Source organism: Maribacter sp. HS, from assembly GCF_048059195.1.
In the GTDB taxonomy this organism is placed as follows: domain Bacteria; phylum Bacteroidota; class Bacteroidia; order Flavobacteriales; family Flavobacteriaceae; genus Maribacter; species Maribacter dokdonensis.
The window spans coordinates 785,987-810,228 of the sequence record NZ_JAYLVV010000002.1; the positions used below are offsets into that span (position 1 = coordinate 785,987).

The following is a 24,242-nucleotide window of genomic DNA, read 5'->3' on the forward strand; positions in this document are numbered from 1 at the left end:
TTGGCATTTTTGCTGATATATTCATGTGGCATTGAAAAATATATTCCTGAAGGAGAGCAACTGTACACCGGTGCAGAACTTGAATTACTTTCCGAAGGTGAGATAGATGACAGTAAAGAGGTAAAGACCGAATTATTAAACCTTATTGAACCTAACCCGAATACCACATTTTTAGGCATGAAGCCTGCCCTATTTTTTCATTACAAGGCGCAGCGAGAAAAACCTGGATTTCTATATAAATTTCTGAATAAATCTTTTGGGGAAGAACCGGTATATTTTTCTGAAGTAAATACAGACCGTGTAGAAGAATTGATTTTAAATCGCTTGGACAATAATGGATTCTTCTATAGCAAATCATCTTCTGAAGTAGTCAACAACGACAAATTCGCTTCGGTCAATTATAAGGCCAGTATGCCGCAGCCCTATGTTTTGGAAAACTATCATCTTGAATCTGACTCATTGCCAATTTATAAAGAAATAGAAAAAATGCTTCCGGAAACCTCTTTGGCAAAGGGAGATAGATTTGATTTAGATTTACTGAAGGCCGAAAGAGCAAGATTAAACAATGGATTAAAACAAAAAGGGTTTTATAACAGTCAAGAAGATCTACTCATTTTTGAGGCAGATACCAATCAATATAAAAACAGAAAATTTGACCTTTTTCTTAGACTAAAAAAAGATGTTCCCGCGCGGGCATCAATTCCGTACACTATTGATTCCATTACCGTTTACCCCAATTATACCATTGAAGGTGACACACTGCCTTTAACTGAAGAAAATGTAACCCAAATAGACAGTATTGATTTTGTACAGAATGAGCTATATTTTAAACCAAAGCTTTTAGAATCCTATCTATTATTCAATGAGGGTGACCTATACAATGCCAATATTTCCAAACAAACAAGCAATAGGTTATCTGCATTGGGCAGTTACAAATATGTAAACATTCAGTACACGGAACTGGATACTACGGCTACCGATGGTAATGGCGGTTCATTGGCAGCAAGCATTTATTTGGCACCATTGACCAAACGCTCCATTAGGGCAGAAATACAGGCGGTTTCAAAATCTAACGGCTTCACTGGTCCCGGTATTCTTCTGAGCCATACCAACAGAAATGTGTTCAACGGTGGTGAAACCTTTAGTGTTTCTGCCAATTTTAGTTATGAATCGCAATTATCAAGTGGCAGTAATTCCAGTTTAAGCAGTATAGCAGGTGGTATAAGTGCCGACCTAGTAATACCCAGGTCCATACCGTTTTCACCCAGTAGGTTTCAGTATGCCGTACCAAAAACAAAAATATCTTTAGGTTACGATTTTTTACAGCGTAGCCAATTGTTTACCTTAAGTTCTGTAAATGCATCTTTTGGCTATACCTGGCAAGAAAACCAATACGTATACCACACCCTAGACCCTATCAGTATAAATTACTCAAGGCTATCAAATGTAACCGATGAGTTTCAGGCAATTTTAGACGACAATGAATATTTGAGTCAAAGTTTTGAGCAGCGTTTTATAGCAGGATTGCTCTATAGTTTCACCTATGACGAAGTATCCAAGCTTAGTAAAGAGGCTCCTATTTACTTTTCAACCAACTTTGATATTGCCGGTAATATGCTAAATCTTATTAGCGGTGGTTCAGAAACTATTTTTGGCTCTACATACGCCCAATATGCAAAAGCCGATGCAGATTTAAGACTGTACCTACGTTGGAAAAAGGAGCGCACCTTGGTATCTCGTATTTATGCAGGTTGGGGCGTTCCATACGGCAATAGTTCAACATTACCCTTTGTTAAACAGTTTTATTCCGGCGGTCCATATAGCGTTAGAGCGTTTAACATCCGTTCTTTAGGACCCGGTAATTTTAATGCGGAAACAGAAAATGCCACTACCGATTATTTTGACCAATCCGGTAACCTTAAGCTAGAAGCTAATGTAGAATATCGATTTCCACTTTTTTCCTATCTAAAAGGCGCTTTTTTTGTTGATGCGGGTAATGTGTGGCTGACCGGTGATTACTCTGAACTAGAAGAAGACCAACTGAACAGCAGTTTTTCCGAAACACTTTTTACAGATGGTAAATTTGAAAAAGACTGGCTTACCGAGGTTGCTGCGGGAGTAGGGTTTGGTTTACGATTAGATGTTCAAAATTTTGTTATCCGCCTTGATCTTGCGTCTCCATTAAGAATTCCCTACGAAGCTAAAAACGAGCGATGGAACGTACCTTTCTTTGGAAATGCCGATAATAACATGACCTTAAACTTTGCTATTGGCTATCCTTTTTAACACCTAATTTCCCCACATACGCTTCCAAAGGGCAGTCATCAGTCGTTTTGCATCCCGTTTAAATTTAGGTCTTTCTTCCACAATGAGATCTTCCCCATTGGGCACCAGTTTATAACTGAAGGCAAATTGGGTTTCGTTTTCATCTAAGCTTATGAGTCCAAATCTTAAATCATTGAAATAAAGGTCCCCTTCTCTTTCGGTAATCGTATACCAACCTTCTGTTATTTTAATAAGTCGTACTATCTTATCATTATCCGCCCATTTACCCAACAGTTCATGATTCTTTGGAAATGCAGAAAATGAAACATCCTTAGTATCAAAAAAAGAATAATCTCCCATCAAATACGCATCTTCAGTATCTATATTCGCCATCCATAATACCGTATTCAATGGCGCCGGGCGTGTATTCATATCACTGTAAACAATACCTTGTTCCATTAAGGCATTATCAAATCTTTGAAAAGCGATTCCTTTTAAAACAAGGGTAAATAGCAAATATGCTGTACTAATAACAAGCCCTAAATGAACATATTTTTGACGTTTAACGGAAGTTCTTTTTTTGAATATTGCCATAATCAAAAAAATGATAAAAGGAACAGTGTATAACGGGTCTATTACAAAAATGCTTTGAAATGCCAACCTCGTTTTAAAGGGCCAGAACAATTGTGTTCCCCAAGTGGTAAAAGCATCTAATAATGGGTGAGTGAACAATCCCCAGAACATTAACCATGACCATTCTCTCCAGGTAGCAGATTCTTTCCTGTTTATCTTCCAGACCAACCACCCGAACACAGGAGCAAAAAGCACAGAAAAGAATATGGAGTGACTAAAACCCCTATGCCATTCCGTTGCTGTAACCGTATCAAGGAAATAACGTGTAATAACATCCAAATCTGGTATGGTACCGGCAATAGCTCCATACAACATTGCCTTATTACCCACTTTTTTACCAAGCACGGCTTCACCAACGGCTGCCCCTAGTACTATTTGTGTTAATGAATCCATTTAGTATATCATTCAATTATGAGATTTCTCTCAGCAGAAATTAATTGACCTTTCGCCCCCATACCCTCAATAAAAAAAGTGACATTAGATTGAAACGTATTTAAAATTTTAAAGGTCGCAATACCGTTTTCATTAGTAATTAACTCAGGAACCCAGTGTATGGTTCCAAAATTTTCAAATTCATTGGAAAAGTATGACGTGTATTTAGGAGTATAAAACTTCTTTACTTTTTCAAACCCTTCTTTAAACTCATACTTAAAAATAGTATTATCTGAACTACCTTGATCCGTATACCCCCTTGGTAACCTGCGCGTATATATTCTTATAACACCTCCAGAACCCCTTACACCTTCACCAGCTCCTGTTTTATCAATTAAAAAACTTTCCACTTCGTTAGTTGGCATTCTATATAAAAGGTCAAAAGTATTTAATCGTACATTATTCAAATAAATAGCAGGTACAGGCATTGCCCTTTTAGATTCAAACGACTGTACGGTACGTATTCTAATAATGACACGATCTGTACTACCAAAACTTAGCTCTTCTCTTACATAGTAACCTCTAGACCTAATTATATCACTTACTAACGGAAAATTTACTTCTATATCTTCTGTTACTTCGGTCATTTTGCCTTTTAGGTATTTAGGGATAAAAACATTGTTTTCTACCGTTGTTTTCATCCTTTCTTCAACCACGGTAACCTCATTTAAATTAATTGTATTATCGGCAGAAATTAAACCCGACATCTTAATATTTTCGTTAAAATCTTCAGGTTTAGGAATAACTTTCTCATTCCAAATTTGATCTAATTTTTCAGGCAGTTCGGCCGTCACCATATTTATCCCAACAGTGGGCTTTCTTAATGTTTTATTATTTATTAAAGTGAATTCCAACATGTCTCCTTTCTCAGGAAAATATTTTGAAATAAGAAATTTATTATCTAAAATATCCAAATACCTACTTCTATTATCAGGATAACTAACCAACAGTTTATCATTAGAAGAAACTTCTTGTCCATAAAGAGTACCTTCCAAATCAATTCCATTTTCAAATTCATAAAATTGATTTGGAGGTCCTCTAAAAATATCATTCCAATCGTACCGAGACCAACCTTGTGTCATTAACAAAAGGTCTAGCTCATTCTGTTTTTTTGTAGTTATATCTTCAAAGTAATATTTAGGATTTTCTATAAAACCTTTTATATAGGGTTTTAAATAAAAGGTGCTATAAATAGAGTTTTTTTGATTGTGAGAAATTGTGTTACCCGGTAAAACAGAGACACTTAAGTTTTGCTGTACTACATCAGTATCAAGCAATTTTACTTGTATTTTCAATGAATCGGTTTCTAAAGCCAATTTGCTTACTTCTAATTTAGCATCAAAAAGATCTGTATAATTAAAAATTAATCGTTCAGCTATGGGCTTACCGTCAGAATTAAACAAGGTCAAGATATTCATTCCCTTATTAAGCACTTCCTTGTTTAAAACCTTAGATACAAACTGACTATTTTTAGGAAAAGCTAACGGTATTCTATTTGCGTGGCCATCTCTATGCACCAACAAATAAAACCGTTGGTTATCAGTAATCTCCTTAGTGGTTTCATTTGTAGTCAAGGTAATTATAAACCTATCGTCATCAATATGCTTAACCCCAAAAGCAACACCCTTTTTCATAGGTTTTTGCAGTGTCACTGTCTGTACGTTGCCATCGCTAAATTCTAATTTAGCGATATAGTTTTTACCAACTTTTGGAATAAAATTAAATTTGCCCAAACCAAAAATTGAGGTGTAAAATCTTGCCACTTGAGCATTGTCATCATCAAAAACGGAACCTTCTATAATTCTTACGCCATAACCATTGCCATCCGTAACCTTAACCCCCATAGTACTTGGAGTGCCTTCAATTAAATTACCTCCTTCTGGCAAAAATTGGATATCATAATCACGAACAGCAGATTCTTTTTTTAAAGGCTTCTCATTTAAGATGGTAATCTTTTGTATATGAGAATCATCTTCCTTAAAATTCTTCATCCAATTGGTACTGGAACGTAAATAATACTCACCACTTACCAGCATAGAATCCACTACTATATTCCCTTTAAAATAACCATCTTTAGCCTTAAAATGATAATTTTTGAAATTCTCTCCTTTGGCATTAAACAAACCTACATGAACCGTTGTAGTTTGATGAAATGGTTTTTGAAGATGCCTGTTATATACATACCCTTTTAACCATACTTCTTCATTAACTATATACGTTGTTTTATTAGTGTGAAGAAATACAGACTCTCTAGGTAATTCAAAATAATCTAAGAATTTATCCTTGACCAATTTATGACCTACATCATTTTGGGCTACAACATTACTTGATACAAATAGTACGATTAATAGCAAAAATCTATGCATAAATGAAGGTAGAAAATTTTAAGACCGTTAAATCTATGAATAAAAAAGTGCTATTCTATAATCCGCATCTCTTTAAATAGGAAAGAAGCATTCATATTATCATAAATATCTACTTAAGAAGTATAGTGATTTTTGAAACATGGTGTTAATCGTCCACTTTGCAAACAATAGATTTTGCTATATTATCAAATTTAAAATCATTCAACCACAAGAGTCTGTTCAGCAGAAATTAATTGACCTTCTGACCCCATGCCCTCAATAAAAAAAGAGACATTAGATTGAAACGTATTTAAGATTTTAAAAGTAGCGATACCATTTTCATTGGTCTGTAATTCAGGAACCCAATGTATAGTGCCAAAATTTTCAAATTCGTCAGAAAGGTATGATGTGTATTTAGGGGTATAGAACTTCTTAACAGGCTCAAATCCTTCTTTAAGTTCGTACTTAAAAACATTTTCATCCCTACTATACTGATTATTGTAATCTCTTGGCAATCTTCTAGTATAAATTCGAATTACACCACCCGCTCCTCTTGCTCCTTCAAATGACCCAGTCTTATCAATCATAAAACTTTCTATTTCGGTTGTGGGCATTTTATATAAAATATCAAAAGTTGGTAAACGGGCATTATCTAGGTATATAATTGGAACAGGATAAATATTACCTCCAAGAAAGGAAGATGGTGAAATTGCCCTAATAATAACACGACTTGTACTACCAAACTGAAGCCCCTCAAGCACATAATACCCCCTAGACCTAATAATATCAGTAACATACGGTAAGCTAAATTCTAGATTTTCAGTTACTTCTGTCATTTTTCTCGACAAGTACTTAGGAATTAAAGTGTTTTTTTCAACAGTAGTTTTAAGCTTTTCTTCAATTACAGTCACCTCATTTAGGTTTATAGTATTATCGGCATAAGTTATGCTAGGTACAATTACATCTTCAGAATCATTATTGTTGATAAAATCTGCCTTTTCTTTCCATGTGGTTTCAATTTCATTGGGTATGCCCCCCAACCTTATATTTAAATCAATATTAACTTTCGCTAATTTTCTATTCTCACTGATCAAAGTAAATTCTAAAGTCTCACCTTTAACCGGAAAGTTCCTTTGAATTAAAAATCTATTGTCCAAAATATCCAAATACCTACTACGGTTATCTGGGAAACTAACTAAAAGTTTATCATTTGAAGTAACACCTTTATTATAAATAGACCCTTCCAAATCAATTCCATTTTCAAATTCAAAAAACCGGTTTGGTGCACCTTTAAAAATATTGGTCCAATCATATCTAGACCAACCCTGGGTCATCAATAAAAGATCAAGATCTTTCTCTTTCTTAGGGGTAACATCCTTAAAATAATATTTAGGATTTTCAATGAATCCTTTTACATAAGGCTTTAAATAAAAGGTACTATAGATAGAGTTTTTTTGATTGTAAGAAATTGTATTACCGGGTAAAACAGAGACACTTAAATTTTGTAGTGCTTTAGCAGTATCAAGAAGCTTAACTTGAATATTCAATGAATCTGATGCTGTAGACAATTTGCTGATCTCTAATTCGGCATCTAAAAGATCAGCATAGTTAAAAATCAACCGTTCAGCAATTGGCTTACCATCTGGATTAAATAGTGTCAATATATTCATCCCTTTATTAAGCACTTCTTTATTTAAAACCTTTGACACGTATAGTTTATCCTTTGGGAAAGTAATTGGAATTCTATTTGCGTGGCCGTCTTTATGTACCAACAAATAAAACTGTTTTTCATTAATAATCTCTTTTGTTGCAACGTTTGTAGTAAGACTTATAATGAACTGATCATTATTAAAACTCTTTACGGTAAAAGAAATACCAACCTTAGAAGGCTTTTGTATTTTGGTCGTTTTTGTACTACCATCGTCAAATTTTATTTTAGCCACATATTCAATACCCGCCTTTGGATTAAAATTAAATTTCCCTAAACCAAAGATTGATGTATAAAATCTAGCAACTTGCGTATCATTAGTATCGAATACCGACCCTTCTACTATTTTTACACCATAGCCATTAGCATCAGTCACCTTTACACCCATAACACCGGGTGCATCTTCAATTAAATTACCGCCCTCAGGCAGAAATTGAATATCATATTCCCTAACTGATTTAGCCTTTTCAATTAGCTTCTCATTTAATATGGTAATCTTCTGAACAAATGAATCATCTTCTATAAAATTCTTCATCCAATTGGTACTTGAACGAAGATAATATTCGCCACTCGCTAGCATTGAATCTACAGCGATATTACCTTTAAAATAACCATTGCTTGCTTTAAAATGATAGTCATCAAATTTCTTGCCGTCAACATTATACAACCCTACGTGAACCGTTGTAGTTTCACTGAACGGTTTACCATTATGCCTATCATACACATAACCTTTTAACCATACTTCTTCATTGACTATGTACGTTGTTTTATTAGTATGTAGAAATACAGACTCTCGTGGTAATTCAAAATACTTTAAGAATTTATCCTTGACCAATTTGTTACCAATTTCATTTTGGGCCAACAGAATATTTGAAATCAGAATAAGAAATAAAAGCGTTATTCTATGCATAAAAAGACGGAAAAATATTACACCGTTAAATCTATGAATAAAATATTCTTACTCAATAATCCCCATCTTTTTTAACAGAAAAGAAGCGTTCATATTTTGGCATATACCATCTTTGAACGTATAATCAAAATGCAATTCGTTATCTATGATTTCAGCATCAAAATAATGGTTTTTAACCGCATTATATTCATTGGCGACTTCACATAGACTAAGGTCGTGAGTGGCTATAATCCCTGTAGATTTACTTTTCACCAAGCGTTCCACAAACTTTCGTGATCCTAATGCCTTATCAGTACTATTGGTTCCTTTTAAGATTTCATCCAGTACAATAAAGTAACGGTCAACTTGTATTTCATCTACTATATAACGTAAGCGTTTTAACTCAGAAAAGAAGTAAGACTCATCATCTGTCAATGAATCTGTAGTACGCATACTAGTAATTAATTTTATAGGGGAATAACTGACCTCTTGGGCACATACGGGCAAACCAACATTCGCCATCATAATCTGCAAGGATACCGTTCTTAAAAACGTACTCTTACCTGCCATGTTAGCTCCTGTGATAATAAAGAACTGTCCGCCCTCTATAGTAATATCATTCAAAATACTTTTCTTAGGATCCAATAAGGGGTGACCTGCGTTTTTAGAATTCAACACCACCTCATCATCAGTAATTGTAGGATACGTAAAATTTGGATGGTTAAAAGCAAAGTTCCCTAAACTATTATAAGCATCAAAAAATGCGATAGTATTGAACCAGGTTTCCACGCTTTTACCGTGTTCTTCGATCCATTTTTCCACTGCAAGACAATCAGTTAACGAGCGAAGAAAAAATCCGTTAGCAAATATTAAATACAATAGATTATTATTACGGTCTAGATTGCTCAATAACGAAGCAAATTTCTTTAACACCTTAGAATTTTGCTCCCCATTACTTAGAATATTCGCCTTCTGCCTCTTTAATAAATTTGAAGTGAATTCAGTCTCTTCAATCATTGCCAAAAGCTGATTGTACTGATCAAAGGTAGACTTCATTTTTGAGGCACTTTGACCTAAATTGGTCACTTTTTTAGTAAACAAACCAACAATGACCATTCCTAAAACCAGCCATGTAATCAACACTGATTCTGGTAGATAATCCAAAAAGTACGCTATGAATATAGTTACTGAAATAATAGAAAATACGGAAGGAATAAATTTCATCGCCTTTGGCACAAAGGACTTATAGTTCTTTAACCAAGTAGCGATAGTACGTGTAGAAGTTTCTGTTTTCGTCAATGCTGCCATGGCTGAAAACTCTTGCCTCCAATCTACTTTCTCCGCTATCTCGGCAATAGCTTCTTGTTTTTCCTTTATCTCATTTATGGAATTTTCCTTATAGATATCTGCCAACAATAAGCTACCCTCGGCAAGTTTTGTTCTATTGGAAACTTGATAAAAAGAACCTTCGCCAAAAAGATCAATATCTTGACTGAAATAATGAATATCGTCAGCATATTCCTTTCCGTTGGGAAGGTTAGAATAATCCCTATTCAACACCTGTAACTCTACCGCATTAATTTCCTTTAATGCCTCTAATTTTGATTTTTGATGTTTAAGATTCGTGTATTTGCTCACCAGATACAAGAACAACGGTATACCCACACACAATACACCAATGACATATTTAGCATCTACAGATGCGAAATATATGGCAACAATGGTCCCAAGAAATATTAGCAAACGAAGTATACTGAACGTAAATAACTGTTTGTTCAGTGCCTCGATCTGTTTTTCAAAACCGTTTACTTTAGTGGTATAAAACTCTTGTAAATTATTCATTCAAATAAACCCTTTAAAAAGGTAAAGATAACCTTAGAAAATGGTTTCTATAAATGGAAAGTAGTATTAAAGTACTTCAAGCTCCGCCTTAACCTTTTTGGTCAGTTTAGAAACTACCAAATCGTACGAATGGTCAATAAGCTCTTTTGTTAAGTCTTTAGAGATGCTATCAAGGTAGACCGTATTCCAATGTTTTTTGCTCATGTGCCAGCCTTCTATAATACCATCATGTTCTTCACGAAGTTCTATAGCCCAATCAGGATCACATTTTAGGTTAATACGCAAAGGCACATGATCCAAACCACATAAGGCGAACATCTTGCCCATTACTTTGAATACCAGGGTAACCTCATCAAAAGGAAAGGATTCTGTAACACCCTTTTTCGCTATGCAGTACTCCCGGTATTCTTCAACATTCATTTTATGATTTTTTGGCTTTTAAATTTTCTAAAAACGCTGAGGCATTTTGCCAATAATATCTGATTTTTAAAAAAGTCTTATCTCCAATATCATTAGACTCAACAGTTTCCATAGCAACGCCACCTATTTTTTCATAATAGGAAATCGCAGCGGCGTTGGTATCTAAAACCCATAGGTAAAAACCATTTTCACTTTTCCGCTTTAGAATCTCTTCCGCTAAAGCGGCCATTAATTTTGTACCTACACCTTTTCCTTGAGTATGTAAGCCTACATGTAAATTATCCAGTAATGTACCGTATTGGGCATCATGATTAAAATAGGCACACATAAAACCCAAAAACTCGTCATCCTCCTCCGCTATAACAACAAATTGATCATCTGACGGATTTTCAAAGCGCTTTTTCCATTCAAACAATCTATTATCGAATGCCTGATGATCTAAAAAATGATCACTAAAGGAGTCTCTATAATTTTGCTGCCAGCTTATGGAATGTAACGTTGCAATGTGCTCAACATCAACTTTAGCAGCCTTTCTAAAAACCATAATATCGATCTTAGATTCCTGTGGAATCGTAAACGATTACCTTAGACCATAGCTTTTCCGACTCTTCTATAAACAGTTTATGAGGAGCCTCATCTTGATAGGCTTGTTGAGATTCCGCAGAATCAAAACTTACGATCAATGAATAGGTAAAAGAACCATCTACTACATCTCTACTAGCCTTTGGAGGAGTGCCAATAAATTTTGTCTTCGCATAACCAGAGTTATCTAAAAATTTACGCAAAGAAGTTTCAAAAGCGGTTCTGTCTGCTTGATTATCAGGATTTTTCAACCAAAAAAATACAGTATGGGAAAAATTAGCATCAAATTCTGTCATTTTATCATCATTTTGACCAAAGGTTACAGTGGTCATTAGTGTTATTACAAGGATACAAATTACGTTTTTCATTTTAAAATTCATTTTTAATTACTGTTTTTCTTCTAATAGTTCTATTTGTTTTTGTGGAATTTTTAGGGCAGTATAATCAAGTGTCCACCCAATAGTTTCCACAATTTTTTCCATGATCAAAACGGTTTGCAAGGCTTCTTTTCTGGCCGTATCCATCAATCCGCTTTCCGGTATTTTCTCTCTAATGTGACTCTTGGCTTCTGCGTTCAATTTTGTAAGATCATCAGGAGCAAAAAAGTTGAAAAATCCGCTTTTAATATCATAAAACTCCAATTCTGGTTCAATACTCAATACTTCTGGTTGAGGAAAATTATCAAGAATAATTGTTTTTTTACCCTCATCTGCATGCATTAGTATTTTACTTAGATCATAACCAATATGGGCCTTCGCTTTTATAACAACAAGTGCTTTCTTTTTACTGCTTACCAAACTCATGAAATCCTTTACATTTTCATATTTGTAGATTTCGGCAAATTCGCCTTCTACAGAAATCAATTTGCAAACGCTTTTCATTTTTTCTAACAACACGGTAGATTGGTGTGTTGTTATCTCTTTACTTTTCTTGCCCTTAAAAAAATTAAAGAGCCAATACATACCAATGGCCCCTAAAACCAGACCTAGAATCGTATCAAAAATATTATCCATTTTTATTTCCTATTTCGCCTAAATGCGTAAACTTAAAACCTTTATCGTATTTAAGTCCGTAACCAAAGATACGGTCCATAGCCGTATGTATAAAAAGAATTGTACCTATTAATTGAACAATGGGTAGCATAAAGTAAATACCCACAAAATACAAAAGCACGGCAAAACCCCTGTGATGAAATAGGTTATAGGACATTGCCCCAATTTTAGCACCCAATAAATAACCTAACATAGAAACATCTGGAGTAAGTATCAAAACCGGCAACCACCACCATTGATAACCTAATAGACCAAACATAAAAATACCAAGAACCATTAAGGCGAGTTCCTCTAATTTCAGTAGATTTTTCATAATCATTCAATTTTATAAAGCACAGGTCTGCTTGGGCTGGCATCATTTTCAAAAGGTGCCACCTGTAGATTTAAAAAGTATAAACCGTCAACAATCGATTCCGGAACATAAATAAATTCTGTAATCGTTGCATTTAATCTTACTTCCCCATTAAAATTCCAAAAGGCCTTGTGTGCCAAAAGAGCACCGTTGTCCTTTTCTTTATCTACAGAAGGCAAATCTATTAGTAAATGTTCAACACCAAGTTCTCTCAAAAACACCATGGCATCTTCTAAAATGTATGGCGGATTACTATTGGAGTACTGTCGGTTTAATTTCATAGCTGTATTGGGCAAAGTTCTTATCACCAATGCGCTAGGAGCTGTTCCACCTAATGCTTTTTGTAACTGTTCTTTAGTAATGACCAAATCTTGGTTTTCTTCCGATGGTGAAATAGTAATGACCTCAGCCAGAAAGAAAAACTGTTGTAAATATTTGTTTACAGATTGATGTTCAGCTGATATATGCCCTACACATTCAGTATGCGTACCATGCGAATGCGGATTAAACCAAATATCATAAAAGTTAGTACTGGCACCTGCAGGAATACTACCAACAAAATCCTTATCCCGATGCGGTTCTATTTTGGGAGCATCAATATACCATGCGTTGACATTATCCTTTTTATTGGTTATGGCAATAGAAATATCCAATGGTTTAGACAGGTCAATTTGATATTGGTTAGCATTGTGGGTAATGGTAGTTTTCATTCTAATTATGCTCAAATTACAAGGTTGTTTTGAGATAAGAAATTTACGACTTTTTGTGCGGTTATGATTAAAGCATATTGATGAGATAAGTATTCGCGTTCCGGACCCGTTCTCGATACAATTTTTCATTTCCGTTTTACTCCAATAAAAAATCACTCGAACTGACAGTACATTTTACTTTTACCTTTACAAACGGATTATTTCAAGCACCAATGTCACTTCGAATAAATTTACGAGGCACAAGGAAATTTGCTTGCCCGCCGTTGAGGAGGGTATCGAGAAGCGCGTGTTCCAAAACTCGTTCTCGATACATTTTCTTGTTGAAAACACTCGAACTGACAGTTCATATTTATTCAACTTATTATTTTAATATTTACTTGATGTTACGATGTCACTTCGAGTGGATTTACGAGGTACGAGTAAATTTGTATCGAGAACTTTCTTGTTACTATCTAAATCGTATATTGAAAATGTGTTAACTTACTATGTATATATATTAGAATGTGCTGACAACAGCTTTTATACCGGAATAACATCTAACCTAACTCAAAGGTTAGAATCTCATCAATCTGGAAAATATAAAGATAGTTACACAAGTAAGAGAAGACCTGTAAATCTTGTTTATTATTGTGAATTCACTGATCCTAATTTGGCTATAGAGATGGAAAAACGAATAAAAAATTGGTCTAAAGCGAAGAAGAAAGCCTTGATTGCTGGGGAATATGAAAAATTACCGAATCTTTCGAAAAAGAAATTTCGGTAAAACGAGAGACTGTCATGTTCCAAACCTGTTCTCGATACAATTTTTCATTTCCGTTTTACTCCAATAAAAAATCACTCGAACTGACAGTACGTTATACTTCAATCTTTACAAACAGATTATTTCAAGCACCAATGTCACTTCGAGTGAATTTCGAGGCACGAGGAAATTTGTATCGAGAACTTTTTTGTTACTATCTAAATCGTATATTGAAAATGTGATTACTTACTATGTTTATATATTAGAATGTGCTGACAACAGCTTTTATACCGGAATAACATCTAACCTAACTCAAAGATTAGAATCTCATCAATCTGGAAAATATAAGGATAGTTACACAAGTAAGAGAAGACCTGTAGATCTTGTTTATTATTGTGAATTCACTGATCCTAACTTAGCGATAGAGATCGAAAAACGAATAAAAAAATGGTCTCAAGCGAAGAAGAATGCCTTGATAGCTGGGGAATATGAAAAATTACCGAATCTTGCGAAAAAGAAATTTCGGTAAAACGAGAGACTTTCATGTTCCAGACCTGTTCTCGATACAATTTTTCATTTCCGTTTTACTCTAATAAAAAATCACTCGAACTGACGGTACGTTAGACTTCAACCTTTACAAACAGTTTATTTCAAGCACCAATGTCTCTTCGAGTGAATTTACAAGGCACGAGGAAATTTGTATCGAGAAGCTCGAGTGTTCCAAATCCAGTTCTCGATACAATTTTTCATTTCCGTTTCATTTCAATAAAAAACACTCGAACTGACAGTACGTTATACTTCAACCTTTACAATCGAATTATTTCAAGTACCAATGTCACTTCGAGTGAATTTACGAGGTACGAGAAAATTTGTATCGAGAACTTTTTTGTTACTATCTAAATCGTATATTGAAAATGTGATTACTTACTATGTTTATATATTAGAATGTGCTGACAACAGCTTTTATACCGGAATAACATCTAACCTAACTCAAAGATTAGAATCTCATCAATCTGGAAAATATAAGAATAGTTACACAAGCAAAAGACGACCTGTAATACTCGCTTTTTATTGTGAATTTACTGATCCTAACTTGGCTATAGAGACCGAAAACCGAATAAAAAAATGGTCTCAATCGAAGAAGAATGCCTTGATAGCTGGGGAATATGAAAAATTACCGAATCTTGCGAAAAAGAAATTTCGGTAAATCGAGAAACTTTCATGTTCCAAACCTGTTCTCGATACAATTTTTCATTTCCGTTTCACTCCAATAAAAAACCACTCGAACTGACAGCATATTTTGTACTATTTCAAATTCACCATAAACAGATCTGCCGCAATGCCATCGGCTAAAAACATGCCTTTTTTAGTGGTTTTCAAAATATCACCATCCACGAACAGCAAGTGTTCTTCTATAAATTTATCAGCTTGCAGTAAAACGTACTCTTTGTATTTAGGTCCGAATTCGGTTGAAATTCTAGATAAGGAAACTCCCCATATAGTACGCAAGCCCGTCATCACATACTCGTTATACTTATCGGTCGAAGAAAGTACCTCAACCTCCATGGGTACTATGTTCTGTGCTATGGATTTTATGTATTTGGGATTGTTATTGATATTCCACCCACGTTGCACACCGTCAAAAGAATGTGCGGACGGACCAACACCTATATACTTTTTCTGTTGCCAGTAGGCAGAATTGTTTTGGGAGTAATAACCGGGTTTCCCAAAATTGGAAATTTCGTAGCAATCAAATCCTGCTGACAATAAGGTTTCATTCAATACGTTGAAATGCTCTTGCGTTTCTTCGTCGGTAGCGGGAGTAATCAATCCGTCTTCAACAAATTTCGCCAATGCCGTTTTTGGCTCAACCGTTAAGGCATAACTTGAAATATGAGGAATACCGAAACCTAATGCTTTATCAATATTTTGTTTCCACCGATCTAAGGTCATATTAGGCATTCCGTAAATAAGGTCAATTGAAATATTATCGAAATGTTCGCTTGCCAATTGCAAACACTTTTCAGCTTCCAGAGCGTTATGTGCACGGTTCATCAGCTTTAAATCCTCCTCAAAAAAAGATTGAATGCCAATACTCAATCTATTAATTGGGCTAGCTGCTAATTGCAAAATTTTCTCTTCGGATAAATCATCAGGATTCGCCTCTAATGTAATTTCCGGACGGTTCACAACATCATAATGTTCCCGAACCGCAGCAATCAGTTGTTCAACCTCTTCCGTCTCTAAAACCGAAGGTGTACCACCACCAAAATAAATAGTAGCTACCTGTTCACCTGAAAAATCGGCTTTGCGCAATGCCAGCTCTTTACACAATGCCTTCACCATTGCTTCTTTCTTCCCCATTGTGGTAGAAAAATGAAAATCGCAATAATGGCAAGCCTGTTTGCAAAATGGGATGTGGATGTAGATTCCGGACATAATATCAGTTTTCAGTGGGCAGTATCAGTTGACAGTACCTGTACTTGCTTTCAGTAATAGTTTTTTGTACTTATTCTGAACCAAATTTACTTGGGTTATTAATCATATAATTTAAAAGCCTACCTACTTCTTCACTATCACTTATTAAATCATTAAACACTTTTTGTTCAATATACTCACACTTTAATGCAAACTCTAACCATGTTTGTGTTTCCGAATTCTCAGCGTCACTATCGGTTAACTTACTTACAAAATGTTTAGGATAACTTCTTTTACGATATGCTTCTGCAATATTGGCACTTACACTTCTAGATGAACGTCTTATCTGATCAGTTAAAGAATATTTCTCTTCTTTAGGAAAGTTTTTTGATGCATGAAATATCTTCATAGCAAGCGCAAAAGACTTCTTATAAGACAATAAATCCTGAAATTGCATAAAATGTTTTTACTTATTATTATTACTGCTAACTGAAAACTGATACTGCCAACATAACCCTACTTCTTAACACGTTTCGCATTCTGCTTCACGAATGCATCCCAGCCAGAGTAGCTTTTACCGACAACATCAACTCTGCTTTCATTATAAAAATGACAAACGGCAGCAGCTAGTCCGTCCGTGCTATCTAGGTTTTTAGGGAGTGTTTTAAGTCCTAATACACTTTGCAGCATTCTTGCCACTTGTTCTTTACTGGCGTTACCATTACCGGTAATGGCCATTTTTATTTTTTTGGGAAGATATTCCGTAATAGGAATTTGACGCGAGAGTCCGGCTGCCATAGCAACACCTTGTGCTCTACCTAGCTTTAACATAGACTGTACGTTCTTACCAAAGAAAGGAGCTTCGATCGCAATTTCGTCTGGGTGATAGGTATCTATAAGTTCTATGGTTCGTTCAAAAATCAGCTTCAACTTGGTATATGGGTCGTTATACTTTTGTAGAAGCAATTCGTTCATTTGAACAAACTCCATTTTTTTACCCACCACTTTTATGAGTCCAAAACCCATAATAGTAGTACCAGGGTCAATACCCAAAATTATTTTTTCGTTCGCCAAAATGCTTAGTTTGTTTTTAATTGAATGGGTATACGATATTTGGTATTTACCGGAATTCCCCTTTTTATAGCGGGTGCAAGTTTAGGAAGATTCTTTAAGCTTTGGGTAACCACACCGTCAAATTCTGGCATTTGATCTAGCACCAATACATTCTTTTCTATGTTGGACACTCTTATCCTTCCCAAAGTATCTATTACAAAGATGACATCAACGGTTTCACTTTCCTTATCCGTTAAGGTAAATTCAAAATCATTTAGGGTTTCTTCAAAATGAGAGATCAAGGTTTCTTCAAAGCAAATTTTCTGTTGGTCTTTGGTTACTGCCTCATCACAGCTATAGAAAAAAGGATAAGAATCTACACTGTTCCAATCTATATGGCGTAATTCTTCATTAATAAGTTCTTGCGTTCTTTTTTGTTTAGAATCAAAGAACGAACAAGAACTTATAAGAATTAACACAAGAAAATAGATAACTCGTTTCATTACACCTGTTCTACGGGTGAAATTACGATTTTTTTGAGGAGTTTAATCTTTCGTAAAATGGATTTCTGACTTTAATTCAGAAATACGCTTTCTGACCATTTCATAGTAATATGGATGTTCGTTTGGATATCGCTTTAAGAAAATTTGATAATAGGCTAGTTTCTTTTGCAAGTCGGCACCAAATTGATCGTAGGTAGTGACTAAATTGTAGTAAATTCGAACGTTTGCTCTATCTTCTTGGTGAGCCTTTTCATAAAGTTCAAAAGCAGATTTAATATCTTTTTGCTCGCGTGCTATTTCTGCCAATCGATTGTAACCATTAGCAAAAATCGGTTTTTGAACTTCCATTGCTTTGTTAATATAAATTTTAGCGCTGTCTAATTTGCTTTCTTTCTGATAAACACTCGCAAGGTCAAAATACGTCTGTGAATTGGTATCGTCTCTTTTTATCAAAATATGATAAGCTTTTTTTGCTTTACTAAATTCCCAATTTCTGTTATACGAAAAAGCTAATTTCTCGTACACATAATCTTTGTCCTCCCCTAATTCTAAAACCTTTTCAAACCATGGAATAGCCTTTTCATATTGATAATCGTTAAAGAGAACCAACGCATGTAAATTAATGAGCGAGACATCATTCTCATAATAACGCAATCCTTTTAAAATATACGTTAATGCATTGTCGCGCTCTTGTTTAATAGTGTAATGCTTTGCAAGCTGAAACAGACTTCTAAGATGTGTACTATCTAATTTAAATGCTTTTTTGTATTGTTTTAAACTTGCGTCTGTAGCATTTAAATGACGATTGACTTCCCCCAAATAAAATAGAAATTCCGGATTAGTTGTATTGAGATTAGACAAATTTGTAAACACTGATTTTGCCTCTTCAAACCTATTTACTTTCAGCAATAATTTCCCAAGTTCAAATTGTGCGAGTTGATTTTTGACATCTTCCCCAACAACATATTTATACTGTGTGATAGCTTTCTCATAATTGCCAGTAGCGTTATAACTTCTTGCTATCTGTAGCGCAGCAGAAAGTCCGCCAACTTTAGAATACTCGTTAATTGCCTTAGAATAATTACCTATTGAATATAAACTGTCGGCAACAACGGAAGCCGAGGTTTGCGCCTCGGCTTTAATTTGTATTAATAGCAGTATTAAAATAAAAAATAGTTTCAATTATTCTTTTTTAATTTTAATCTCGACAACACCGTTTTCACCCTCTTTTCCATACTTTTCTATAGCCTTTTTATCTTTAAGAATAAAAATACTTTCTATAGTATTTGGATCAATAGCTTCCATTTCTAGTTTAGTTATTTTTTTATCATTAACATAGTACAAAGGCTCAACCTCATTTTCTTTCGAAATTTCAGAAACCATGTTTGCTGTATTTAATGTACTATCATCCTGTAATTTAAACTGTACAGGAATGGAAAAAGGAACATTTACAGCTTTACCTTTATGCTTTCCAGGTGTCATTTCTGGTAATCTCTTAATAATTCGCTCTACTTCCTCATCCAATAGTTTATCGGGACTACGAGTAGATATATGGCCTATAGTACCTTCTTTTGTAATTACGAACATTGCACTAACCCTACCTTGAATACCTTTTTCCTGTGCTTCTTTTGGGTAATTAAAATGTTTACTAATATGCAGCTGCATTTTCTCATTAAAGCAACCTCGTTTATCAGTAGCATTTTCACAACCAGGAAAAATTGGAACCTCATCTACAACAGAAAAAGGTACATCATTATCATAGATGTTTTTTTTAACTTCCTCTTCAGAATCATCACTATCCTTTAACTTAAATTGTACTGGAATAGAAAAAGGAACATTAACGGCTTTACCAGATTGCCTGCCAGGAGTCATTTTCGGCAGCCTTTTTATTATGCGTTCCACCTCATCTTCCAATAGCTTATCTGGACCTCGCATTTTTATGTTCTCTATAGTTCCTTCTGAAGAAATGGTGAACAATGTACTTACTCGCCCTTCTATATTAGCATCTTGGGCAGCTTGTGGATAATTGAAATGCTTACCAATATGCCGCTGCATTTTTTCGTTAAAGCAAGCGCGTTTATCATCTGCATTTTCACAACCGGGAAAAATTGGAACTTCTTCTACTATTGCAAAAGCAACACTGACATTATCCATATCTTCAAATTCTTCTTCGCTTACAATCTCAACACTTCGAGATTCAATGCTACCCCTTAAATCTTTAATATCGGTCTTTATTAAAAAAACATTTGAATCATCAGAAAGAATGATATTCGTTAAATAATCAGGTTCATTTTCTAAACTAACCAACAATTCAATGAATTTTTGCAATTCATTTGAACTAAGCTTCGATGTATTTCTTACTTTAAACTCTAGAAAATCTGATGGATAAGCTCCTAAACCATTATCGTAAAAAGTAATATCCTTTCCGAATGCTTTAACCGATGATTTTAGGTCATTATCTATTAATTTATAAGCTTTTCTTTGACCTACAAAACTATTATATCCATCAGTAGAAGGTGGCTGTAACGTTGCTAACTTAATGTTTTCACCCGGGTTTTCTTTAATATAACCTTTAAAAACCTTCTCCATTACTTCATTTTGTAAGACTTTATATAGAAAAAATTCATGTTTGGTAATTTCTTGGTCAATATCCTCATATTTTTCAGCTAATCCAGAAGTATATAAGTAATTCATATCCAATTTATTCACTTTAATTTCATCCTTTATTTCTGAAATTAAAAGCTCATCATTTTCATTGATTACTTGATTATCCGTTGTGGACTTATTCATTTTACAACTAGTATATAGAAGCATTCCTAACACCATTGGTACTAGCAGCAAATACTTCAACTGCCATACTTTCTTTGATTTTGATTTTTGTAACATGACGATTCGTTTTTTGATTAATGATTTAGTAAAAAATTGATTGATGAATGATATATGTTCGGTTTGAAAAACCTGAGCCAATAACTGCTCATAATGTTCTGATTGGTGCTCTTTTGATACTTGAGCATCGGCAATAAATTCATGTAATTCTGAAATACGATTTTGATACACGTACACTAGCGGATTAAACCAGCCTACCACTCTCATAAACTCAAAGAACAATAAATCATATGTATGTCCTTGTTTTATGTGTACCAATTCATGGGCAATTATGGTATCGTGTTTCATTTTCAACACCTTGTCTCCAATAAAAATCGATGTAAAGAATGAAAAAGCTATGTTGCTATTTGTTATAATAATTTGAGTAAATGATGGATAAGTAACCTTCTCTCCGCTCCTTCTTAAAAGGTATAATTGTCTAATCTTCAATCCGAATAACAACAATGCCACTAACATTCCGCCATAAAGAATACCTTCTTGCCAAGTAATATTCCAGCCCGATGATTCTTGAACCTGCGCTACAACAGCTTCATTTTGCAATTTCCATAAATACTCAGGATATGGAGCAAAGGTTTGTGGCACATGTTGCTTAAAAGCTTCTATTTTTACCCAAGGCAGAACCAAAGACAATACAAACGTTCCTAACAGATATAATCTGTTCCATTGAAAAAAGGTTTCCTTTTTCAAGTAAAAATCATAAACAACCAAGAAAAGAAGCTGAAAGGCAATGCTCTCTAAAATGTATTGTATCATGGTTTTTCCTTTTTAATTTCATTTAGTACCGATTCTAATTCTGACAGGCTCATATCATTCTTCTTCATAAAAAATGACACCATACTTTTAAAGGAACCTTGAAAATAGCCGTCTACCAATTTGTTGATGGACTGATTGCTATAGTCAGATTTCTTAACCAAAGGAAAATACAAATAGCCTTTGCCCAGTTGTTCATGATCAACAAAACCCTTGCTCTCCAGTATTCTTACAATGGTAGAAACGGTATTGTAAGCGGGTTTTGGTTCCGGTAATTTTTCAATGATCGATGCTACGTTACATTTCTGCAATTCCCACAATACGATCATTACTTCCTCCTCTGCTTTCGTCAATTGTTTCATTCAACTAATCTTTTAGTTCTATAATCAAATATAACTAAATATTTAGTTTAAACTAATTTTATAGTTGAAAAATTTTATTTTGATTACCGTTCATGTAACAAATGCACCCTATATTAGTCTTATAGGCAACACTAATTATTTACAATGGATATTTTTTTATTAGTTCTTGGGTTTGTTTTAATGCTCGTAGGCATTCTGGGCAGTTTTTTACCTGTACTACCTGGACCACCAATTAGCTGGGTAGGTCTACTTTTACTCTACTCTACTAGCGCTATAGCCATGAACTGGACCTTCTTGGGCATTACCTTGGCGATTGCATTGATTGTTTTTGGGTTAGATTATGTAATACCAGCCATGGGCACCAAAAAATTTGGTGGCACAAAAGCCGGAGTTATTGGTACTACCATAGGTTTATTGGTTGCCTTATTTTTCCCAGTTCTAGGACCTTTTGGAATAATTATCTGGCCCTTTGTAGGTGCCTTGGTAGGAGAGTTATTAAATAAGGCGGATAAAAAAACCGCTACGAAAGCGGCTTTTGGTTCTTTTCTAGGTTTTTTAACGGGGACATTTTTGAAATTCATGGTCGCCATAGTTTATTTGGGACTCTTCATTTCAAAAGCATGGGAGCATAGTAATGCGTTGTTTCCTTTCTTCAGTTGAAGAAAGGAATTACTCGGTAATCCATTCGGTTTTTGCTTTAATAGACCCGCGTTTACCCTTATTTAATTCTCCATCAAAATTGCCCATGTAGAAGAAACCTAAGCATTTTTCACCATTGGCCAGGTTTAAAAACTCGCCCATGTGTTTTATCAGCCCTGGTGATGACCAATAGGACCCAATGCCCATTTCCGTGCATTGCAACCACATATTTTGTACGGCCATAGCCACTGCTGCAATCTCTTCCCATTCAGGTAATGATTCTTTAGGATCTCTTTGCATGCAAATAGTAATAATAGCAGCTGCCTTTTTCGGGTTCTCCCGTAATTTTTTAATCTTGGATGTCTTTGGCTTTGGGTCTAACTCCTTATACTTTTTTGCCAAAAACGCACCAAGTCTGCCCTTAGCATCACCTTGAATTACCTTAAATCGCCACGGCTCTGTACACTTATGGTTTGGTGCCCAGTTCGCCGCTTCTAACACCTTCTCTATATCTGCTCTCTCAATGGGCGTACCATTATATTGTACCGGAAATACCGATCGTCTCTTCTTTATTATATCTAATATCATAATTATCGTTGTTCGTTTGTTCGCTGCACGCTATACGTTAAGCGCATCACGCTCTATTTTCTCTATTCTATTTTCTATTCTCTCCGTTATACTCAAAGTAAAATTAAGATTTGAAAACCTCATTCTATGTTAGATTAGTATTAAAACTTATCCTTCCAATAGCAACTCCATACAATTCTTAAGAACAGGATTGGTATGTTCCTTTTTCCAAATGACGGACAAATTAGCTCTTTGGGGTATATCCTTCAACTCAATAAACTTTACCCGCATTTGAAAGCCATTTTGTAAAGATGTGGGCACAATAGCTATGCCCATATGATTCTCTACTAATTTAAATATGGTATGCGCGTGAACCGATTTATGAGAAATTTTTGGAGCAAATCCCGCATCTTTACATATACTGATAATAGTATCATAATACAGCGGACTATAAGCCTGACTAAATAATATAAAATCTTCATTCGCAAATCGATTCATTCCATCAAACTCCCTTGTCAACATAGGATATCTTTCTGGCAATACCAGAGAAAAAGTATCGGTAAATACCGTTTTCATTTCCAATGTACTAGGCACCTTACTTACACGGACAAAACCCATATCTAACTTATCCTTTAAAACCGCATCTACCTGGGCAAAATTAGAAAGCTCTTCTAAAGATGTTTTTACTTTAGGATAATTATCTTTTATCCGTAAAAGCATTTTTGGAATTACCTGTTGCATAGCAGATCCCAAAAAACCTATGCGTAACTCGCCACTATCACCATCTCCTACCAATTTCAACTGACGCTCTACTTTTTCCATGTGGCTGAATATGTATTCAACCTCTTTTTTTAAATAGTGCCCCGCAGGTGTTAAACCCACCTTTTTCTTGTTTCTTTCAAACAATTGGGTTTCAAGAATTTCTTCCATTTGCTTTATTTGCCTGCTGAGACCGGGTTGGGAAATAAATAATTTTTCCGCGGCCTTTCTAAAGTGTAATTCTTGGGCTACCGCTAAGAAATACGTAAGGTGCCGCAATTCTATTTGATTACTCATAGTTATGAATTGATGATAAAATTAATATTACCAAGTATT

The 24,242-nt window shown here is 34.8% G+C and carries 24 protein-coding genes; 5 read left to right on the top strand and 19 right to left on the bottom strand.

What is annotated here, in order from left to right; translation table 11 throughout:
* Positions 1 to 2,286: a BamA/TamA family outer membrane protein gene (locus VBZ51_RS03520; protein WP_416576069.1), complete on the top strand. Its 2,286-nt coding sequence runs from the start codon at positions 1 to 3 to the stop codon at positions 2,284 to 2,286.
* Between the two features lie 3 nt (positions 2,287 to 2,289).
* On the opposite strand, the gene VBZ51_RS03525 is transcribed toward VBZ51_RS03520, so the two are convergent.
* The 10 genes from VBZ51_RS03525 to VBZ51_RS03570 form a co-directional block, all read right to left on the bottom strand.
* Positions 2,290 to 3,291, bottom strand: a complete 1,002-nt coding sequence (locus VBZ51_RS03525) for a metal-dependent hydrolase (protein WP_416576070.1) — start codon at positions 3,289 to 3,291, stop codon at positions 2,290 to 2,292.
* Positions 3,292 to 3,299: 8 nt separating this feature from the next.
* The gene (locus VBZ51_RS03530; RefSeq protein WP_416576071.1) at positions 3,300 to 5,696 is read right to left on the bottom strand and encodes a hypothetical protein; all 2,397 of its coding nucleotides are present in this window, start codon (positions 5,694 to 5,696) and stop codon (positions 3,300 to 3,302) included.
* A gap of 197 nt (positions 5,697 to 5,893) precedes the next feature.
* A complete protein-coding gene (locus VBZ51_RS03535) occupies positions 5,894 to 8,293 on the bottom strand; it encodes a hypothetical protein (protein WP_416576072.1) in 2,400 nt (799 codons plus the stop codon).
* 48 nt (positions 8,294 to 8,341) lie between these two features.
* Positions 8,342 to 10,114, bottom strand: coding sequence for a MutS-related protein (locus VBZ51_RS03540; RefSeq protein WP_416576073.1), 1,773 nt, complete (start codon positions 10,112 to 10,114; stop codon positions 8,342 to 8,344).
* Between the two features lie 66 nt (positions 10,115 to 10,180).
* Positions 10,181 to 10,534, bottom strand: a complete 354-nt coding sequence (locus tag VBZ51_RS03545) for an MmcQ/YjbR family DNA-binding protein (protein WP_416576074.1) — start codon at positions 10,532 to 10,534, stop codon at positions 10,181 to 10,183.
* 1 nt (position 10,535) lies between these two features.
* Positions 10,536 to 11,078: a GNAT family N-acetyltransferase gene (locus VBZ51_RS03550; protein WP_416576075.1), complete on the bottom strand. Its 543-nt coding sequence runs from the start codon at positions 11,076 to 11,078 to the stop codon at positions 10,536 to 10,538.
* 10 nt (positions 11,079 to 11,088) lie between these two features.
* On the bottom strand, positions 11,089 to 11,448 hold the full coding sequence (locus VBZ51_RS03555; protein WP_394332428.1) for a Dabb family protein: 360 nt from the start codon (positions 11,446 to 11,448) through the stop codon (positions 11,089 to 11,091).
* A 54-nt stretch (positions 11,449 to 11,502) separates the two neighbouring features.
* Positions 11,503 to 12,129, bottom strand: coding sequence for a DUF4230 domain-containing protein (locus VBZ51_RS03560; RefSeq protein ID WP_058104019.1), 627 nt, complete (start codon positions 12,127 to 12,129; stop codon positions 11,503 to 11,505).
* Positions 12,122 to 12,481, bottom strand: coding sequence for a DUF4260 domain-containing protein (locus VBZ51_RS03565; RefSeq protein WP_058104020.1), 360 nt, complete (start codon positions 12,479 to 12,481; stop codon positions 12,122 to 12,124). Before VBZ51_RS03565 ends, VBZ51_RS03560 begins: the two co-directional genes overlap by 8 nt.
* A 2-nt stretch (positions 12,482 to 12,483) precedes the next feature.
* Positions 12,484 to 13,230, bottom strand: a complete 747-nt coding sequence (locus VBZ51_RS03570) for a cyclase family protein (RefSeq protein WP_416576076.1) — start codon at positions 13,228 to 13,230, stop codon at positions 12,484 to 12,486.
* A gap of 472 nt (positions 13,231 to 13,702) precedes the next feature.
* On the opposite strand from VBZ51_RS03570, the gene VBZ51_RS03575 reads away from it, so the two are divergent.
* The 3 genes from VBZ51_RS03575 (at position 13,703) to VBZ51_RS03585 (ending at position 15,176) form a co-directional block, all read left to right on the top strand.
* On the top strand, positions 13,703 to 13,993 hold the full coding sequence (locus VBZ51_RS03575; RefSeq protein ID WP_416576261.1) for a GIY-YIG nuclease family protein: 291 nt from the start codon (positions 13,703 to 13,705) through the stop codon (positions 13,991 to 13,993).
* Between the two features lie 214 nt (positions 13,994 to 14,207).
* Positions 14,208 to 14,498, top strand: a complete 291-nt coding sequence (locus VBZ51_RS03580) for a GIY-YIG nuclease family protein (RefSeq protein ID WP_416576077.1) — start codon at positions 14,208 to 14,210, stop codon at positions 14,496 to 14,498.
* Between the two features lie 387 nt (positions 14,499 to 14,885).
* Positions 14,886 to 15,176, top strand: coding sequence for a GIY-YIG nuclease family protein (locus VBZ51_RS03585; RefSeq protein WP_416576078.1), 291 nt, complete (start codon positions 14,886 to 14,888; stop codon positions 15,174 to 15,176).
* 98 nt (positions 15,177 to 15,274) lie between these two features.
* Here the strand turns inward: VBZ51_RS03585 and hemW are convergent, their stop codons facing one another.
* From hemW to VBZ51_RS03620, 7 genes are all read right to left on the bottom strand, one after another.
* Positions 15,275 to 16,408, bottom strand: coding sequence for a radical SAM family heme chaperone HemW (gene hemW / locus VBZ51_RS03590; RefSeq protein WP_416576079.1), 1,134 nt, complete (start codon positions 16,406 to 16,408; stop codon positions 15,275 to 15,277).
* 70 nt (positions 16,409 to 16,478) lie between these two features.
* On the bottom strand, positions 16,479 to 16,844 hold the full coding sequence (locus tag VBZ51_RS03595) for a four helix bundle protein (RefSeq protein ID WP_210708415.1): 366 nt from the start codon (positions 16,842 to 16,844) through the stop codon (positions 16,479 to 16,481).
* A gap of 59 nt (positions 16,845 to 16,903) precedes the next feature.
* Complete coding sequence (gene ruvC, locus VBZ51_RS03600) at positions 16,904 to 17,461, bottom strand: crossover junction endodeoxyribonuclease RuvC (RefSeq protein WP_416576080.1); 558 nt, start codon at positions 17,459 to 17,461, stop codon at positions 16,904 to 16,906.
* Positions 17,462 to 17,466: 5 nt separating this feature from the next.
* Positions 17,467 to 17,943 carry a hypothetical protein gene (locus tag VBZ51_RS03605; protein ID WP_091607132.1) on the bottom strand — a complete coding sequence of 159 codons (477 nt, stop codon included), beginning with the start codon at positions 17,941 to 17,943 and terminating at the stop codon, positions 17,467 to 17,469.
* A gap of 42 nt (positions 17,944 to 17,985) precedes the next feature.
* Positions 17,986 to 19,125: a tetratricopeptide repeat protein gene (locus VBZ51_RS03610; RefSeq protein ID WP_416576081.1), complete on the bottom strand. Its 1,140-nt coding sequence runs from the start codon at positions 19,123 to 19,125 to the stop codon at positions 17,986 to 17,988.
* Positions 19,126 to 21,582, bottom strand: a complete 2,457-nt coding sequence (locus VBZ51_RS03615; protein ID WP_416576082.1) for a TonB family protein — start codon at positions 21,580 to 21,582, stop codon at positions 19,126 to 19,128.
* Entirely contained in the window at positions 21,579 to 21,941 is a 363-nt protein-coding gene (locus VBZ51_RS03620) for a BlaI/MecI/CopY family transcriptional regulator (protein WP_071341198.1), read from the bottom strand. The genes VBZ51_RS03615 and VBZ51_RS03620 overlap by 4 nt, the downstream gene beginning before the upstream one ends.
* A 144-nt stretch (positions 21,942 to 22,085) precedes the next feature.
* Between VBZ51_RS03620 and VBZ51_RS03625 the strand changes: the two genes are divergently transcribed.
* Positions 22,086 to 22,601, top strand: a complete 516-nt coding sequence (locus VBZ51_RS03625; protein WP_416576083.1) for a DUF456 domain-containing protein — start codon at positions 22,086 to 22,088, stop codon at positions 22,599 to 22,601.
* 9 nt (positions 22,602 to 22,610) lie between these two features.
* Here the strand turns inward: VBZ51_RS03625 and VBZ51_RS03630 are convergent, their stop codons facing one another.
* Both VBZ51_RS03630 and VBZ51_RS03635 read right to left on the bottom strand, forming a co-directional pair.
* A complete protein-coding gene (locus VBZ51_RS03630) occupies positions 22,611 to 23,168 on the bottom strand; it encodes a nitroreductase (RefSeq protein WP_416576084.1) in 558 nt (185 codons plus the stop codon).
* 147 nt (positions 23,169 to 23,315) lie between these two features.
* A complete protein-coding gene (locus VBZ51_RS03635) occupies positions 23,316 to 24,203 on the bottom strand; it encodes a LysR family transcriptional regulator (protein ID WP_416576085.1) in 888 nt (295 codons plus the stop codon).
* Positions 24,204 to 24,242 lie beyond the last annotated feature (39 nt).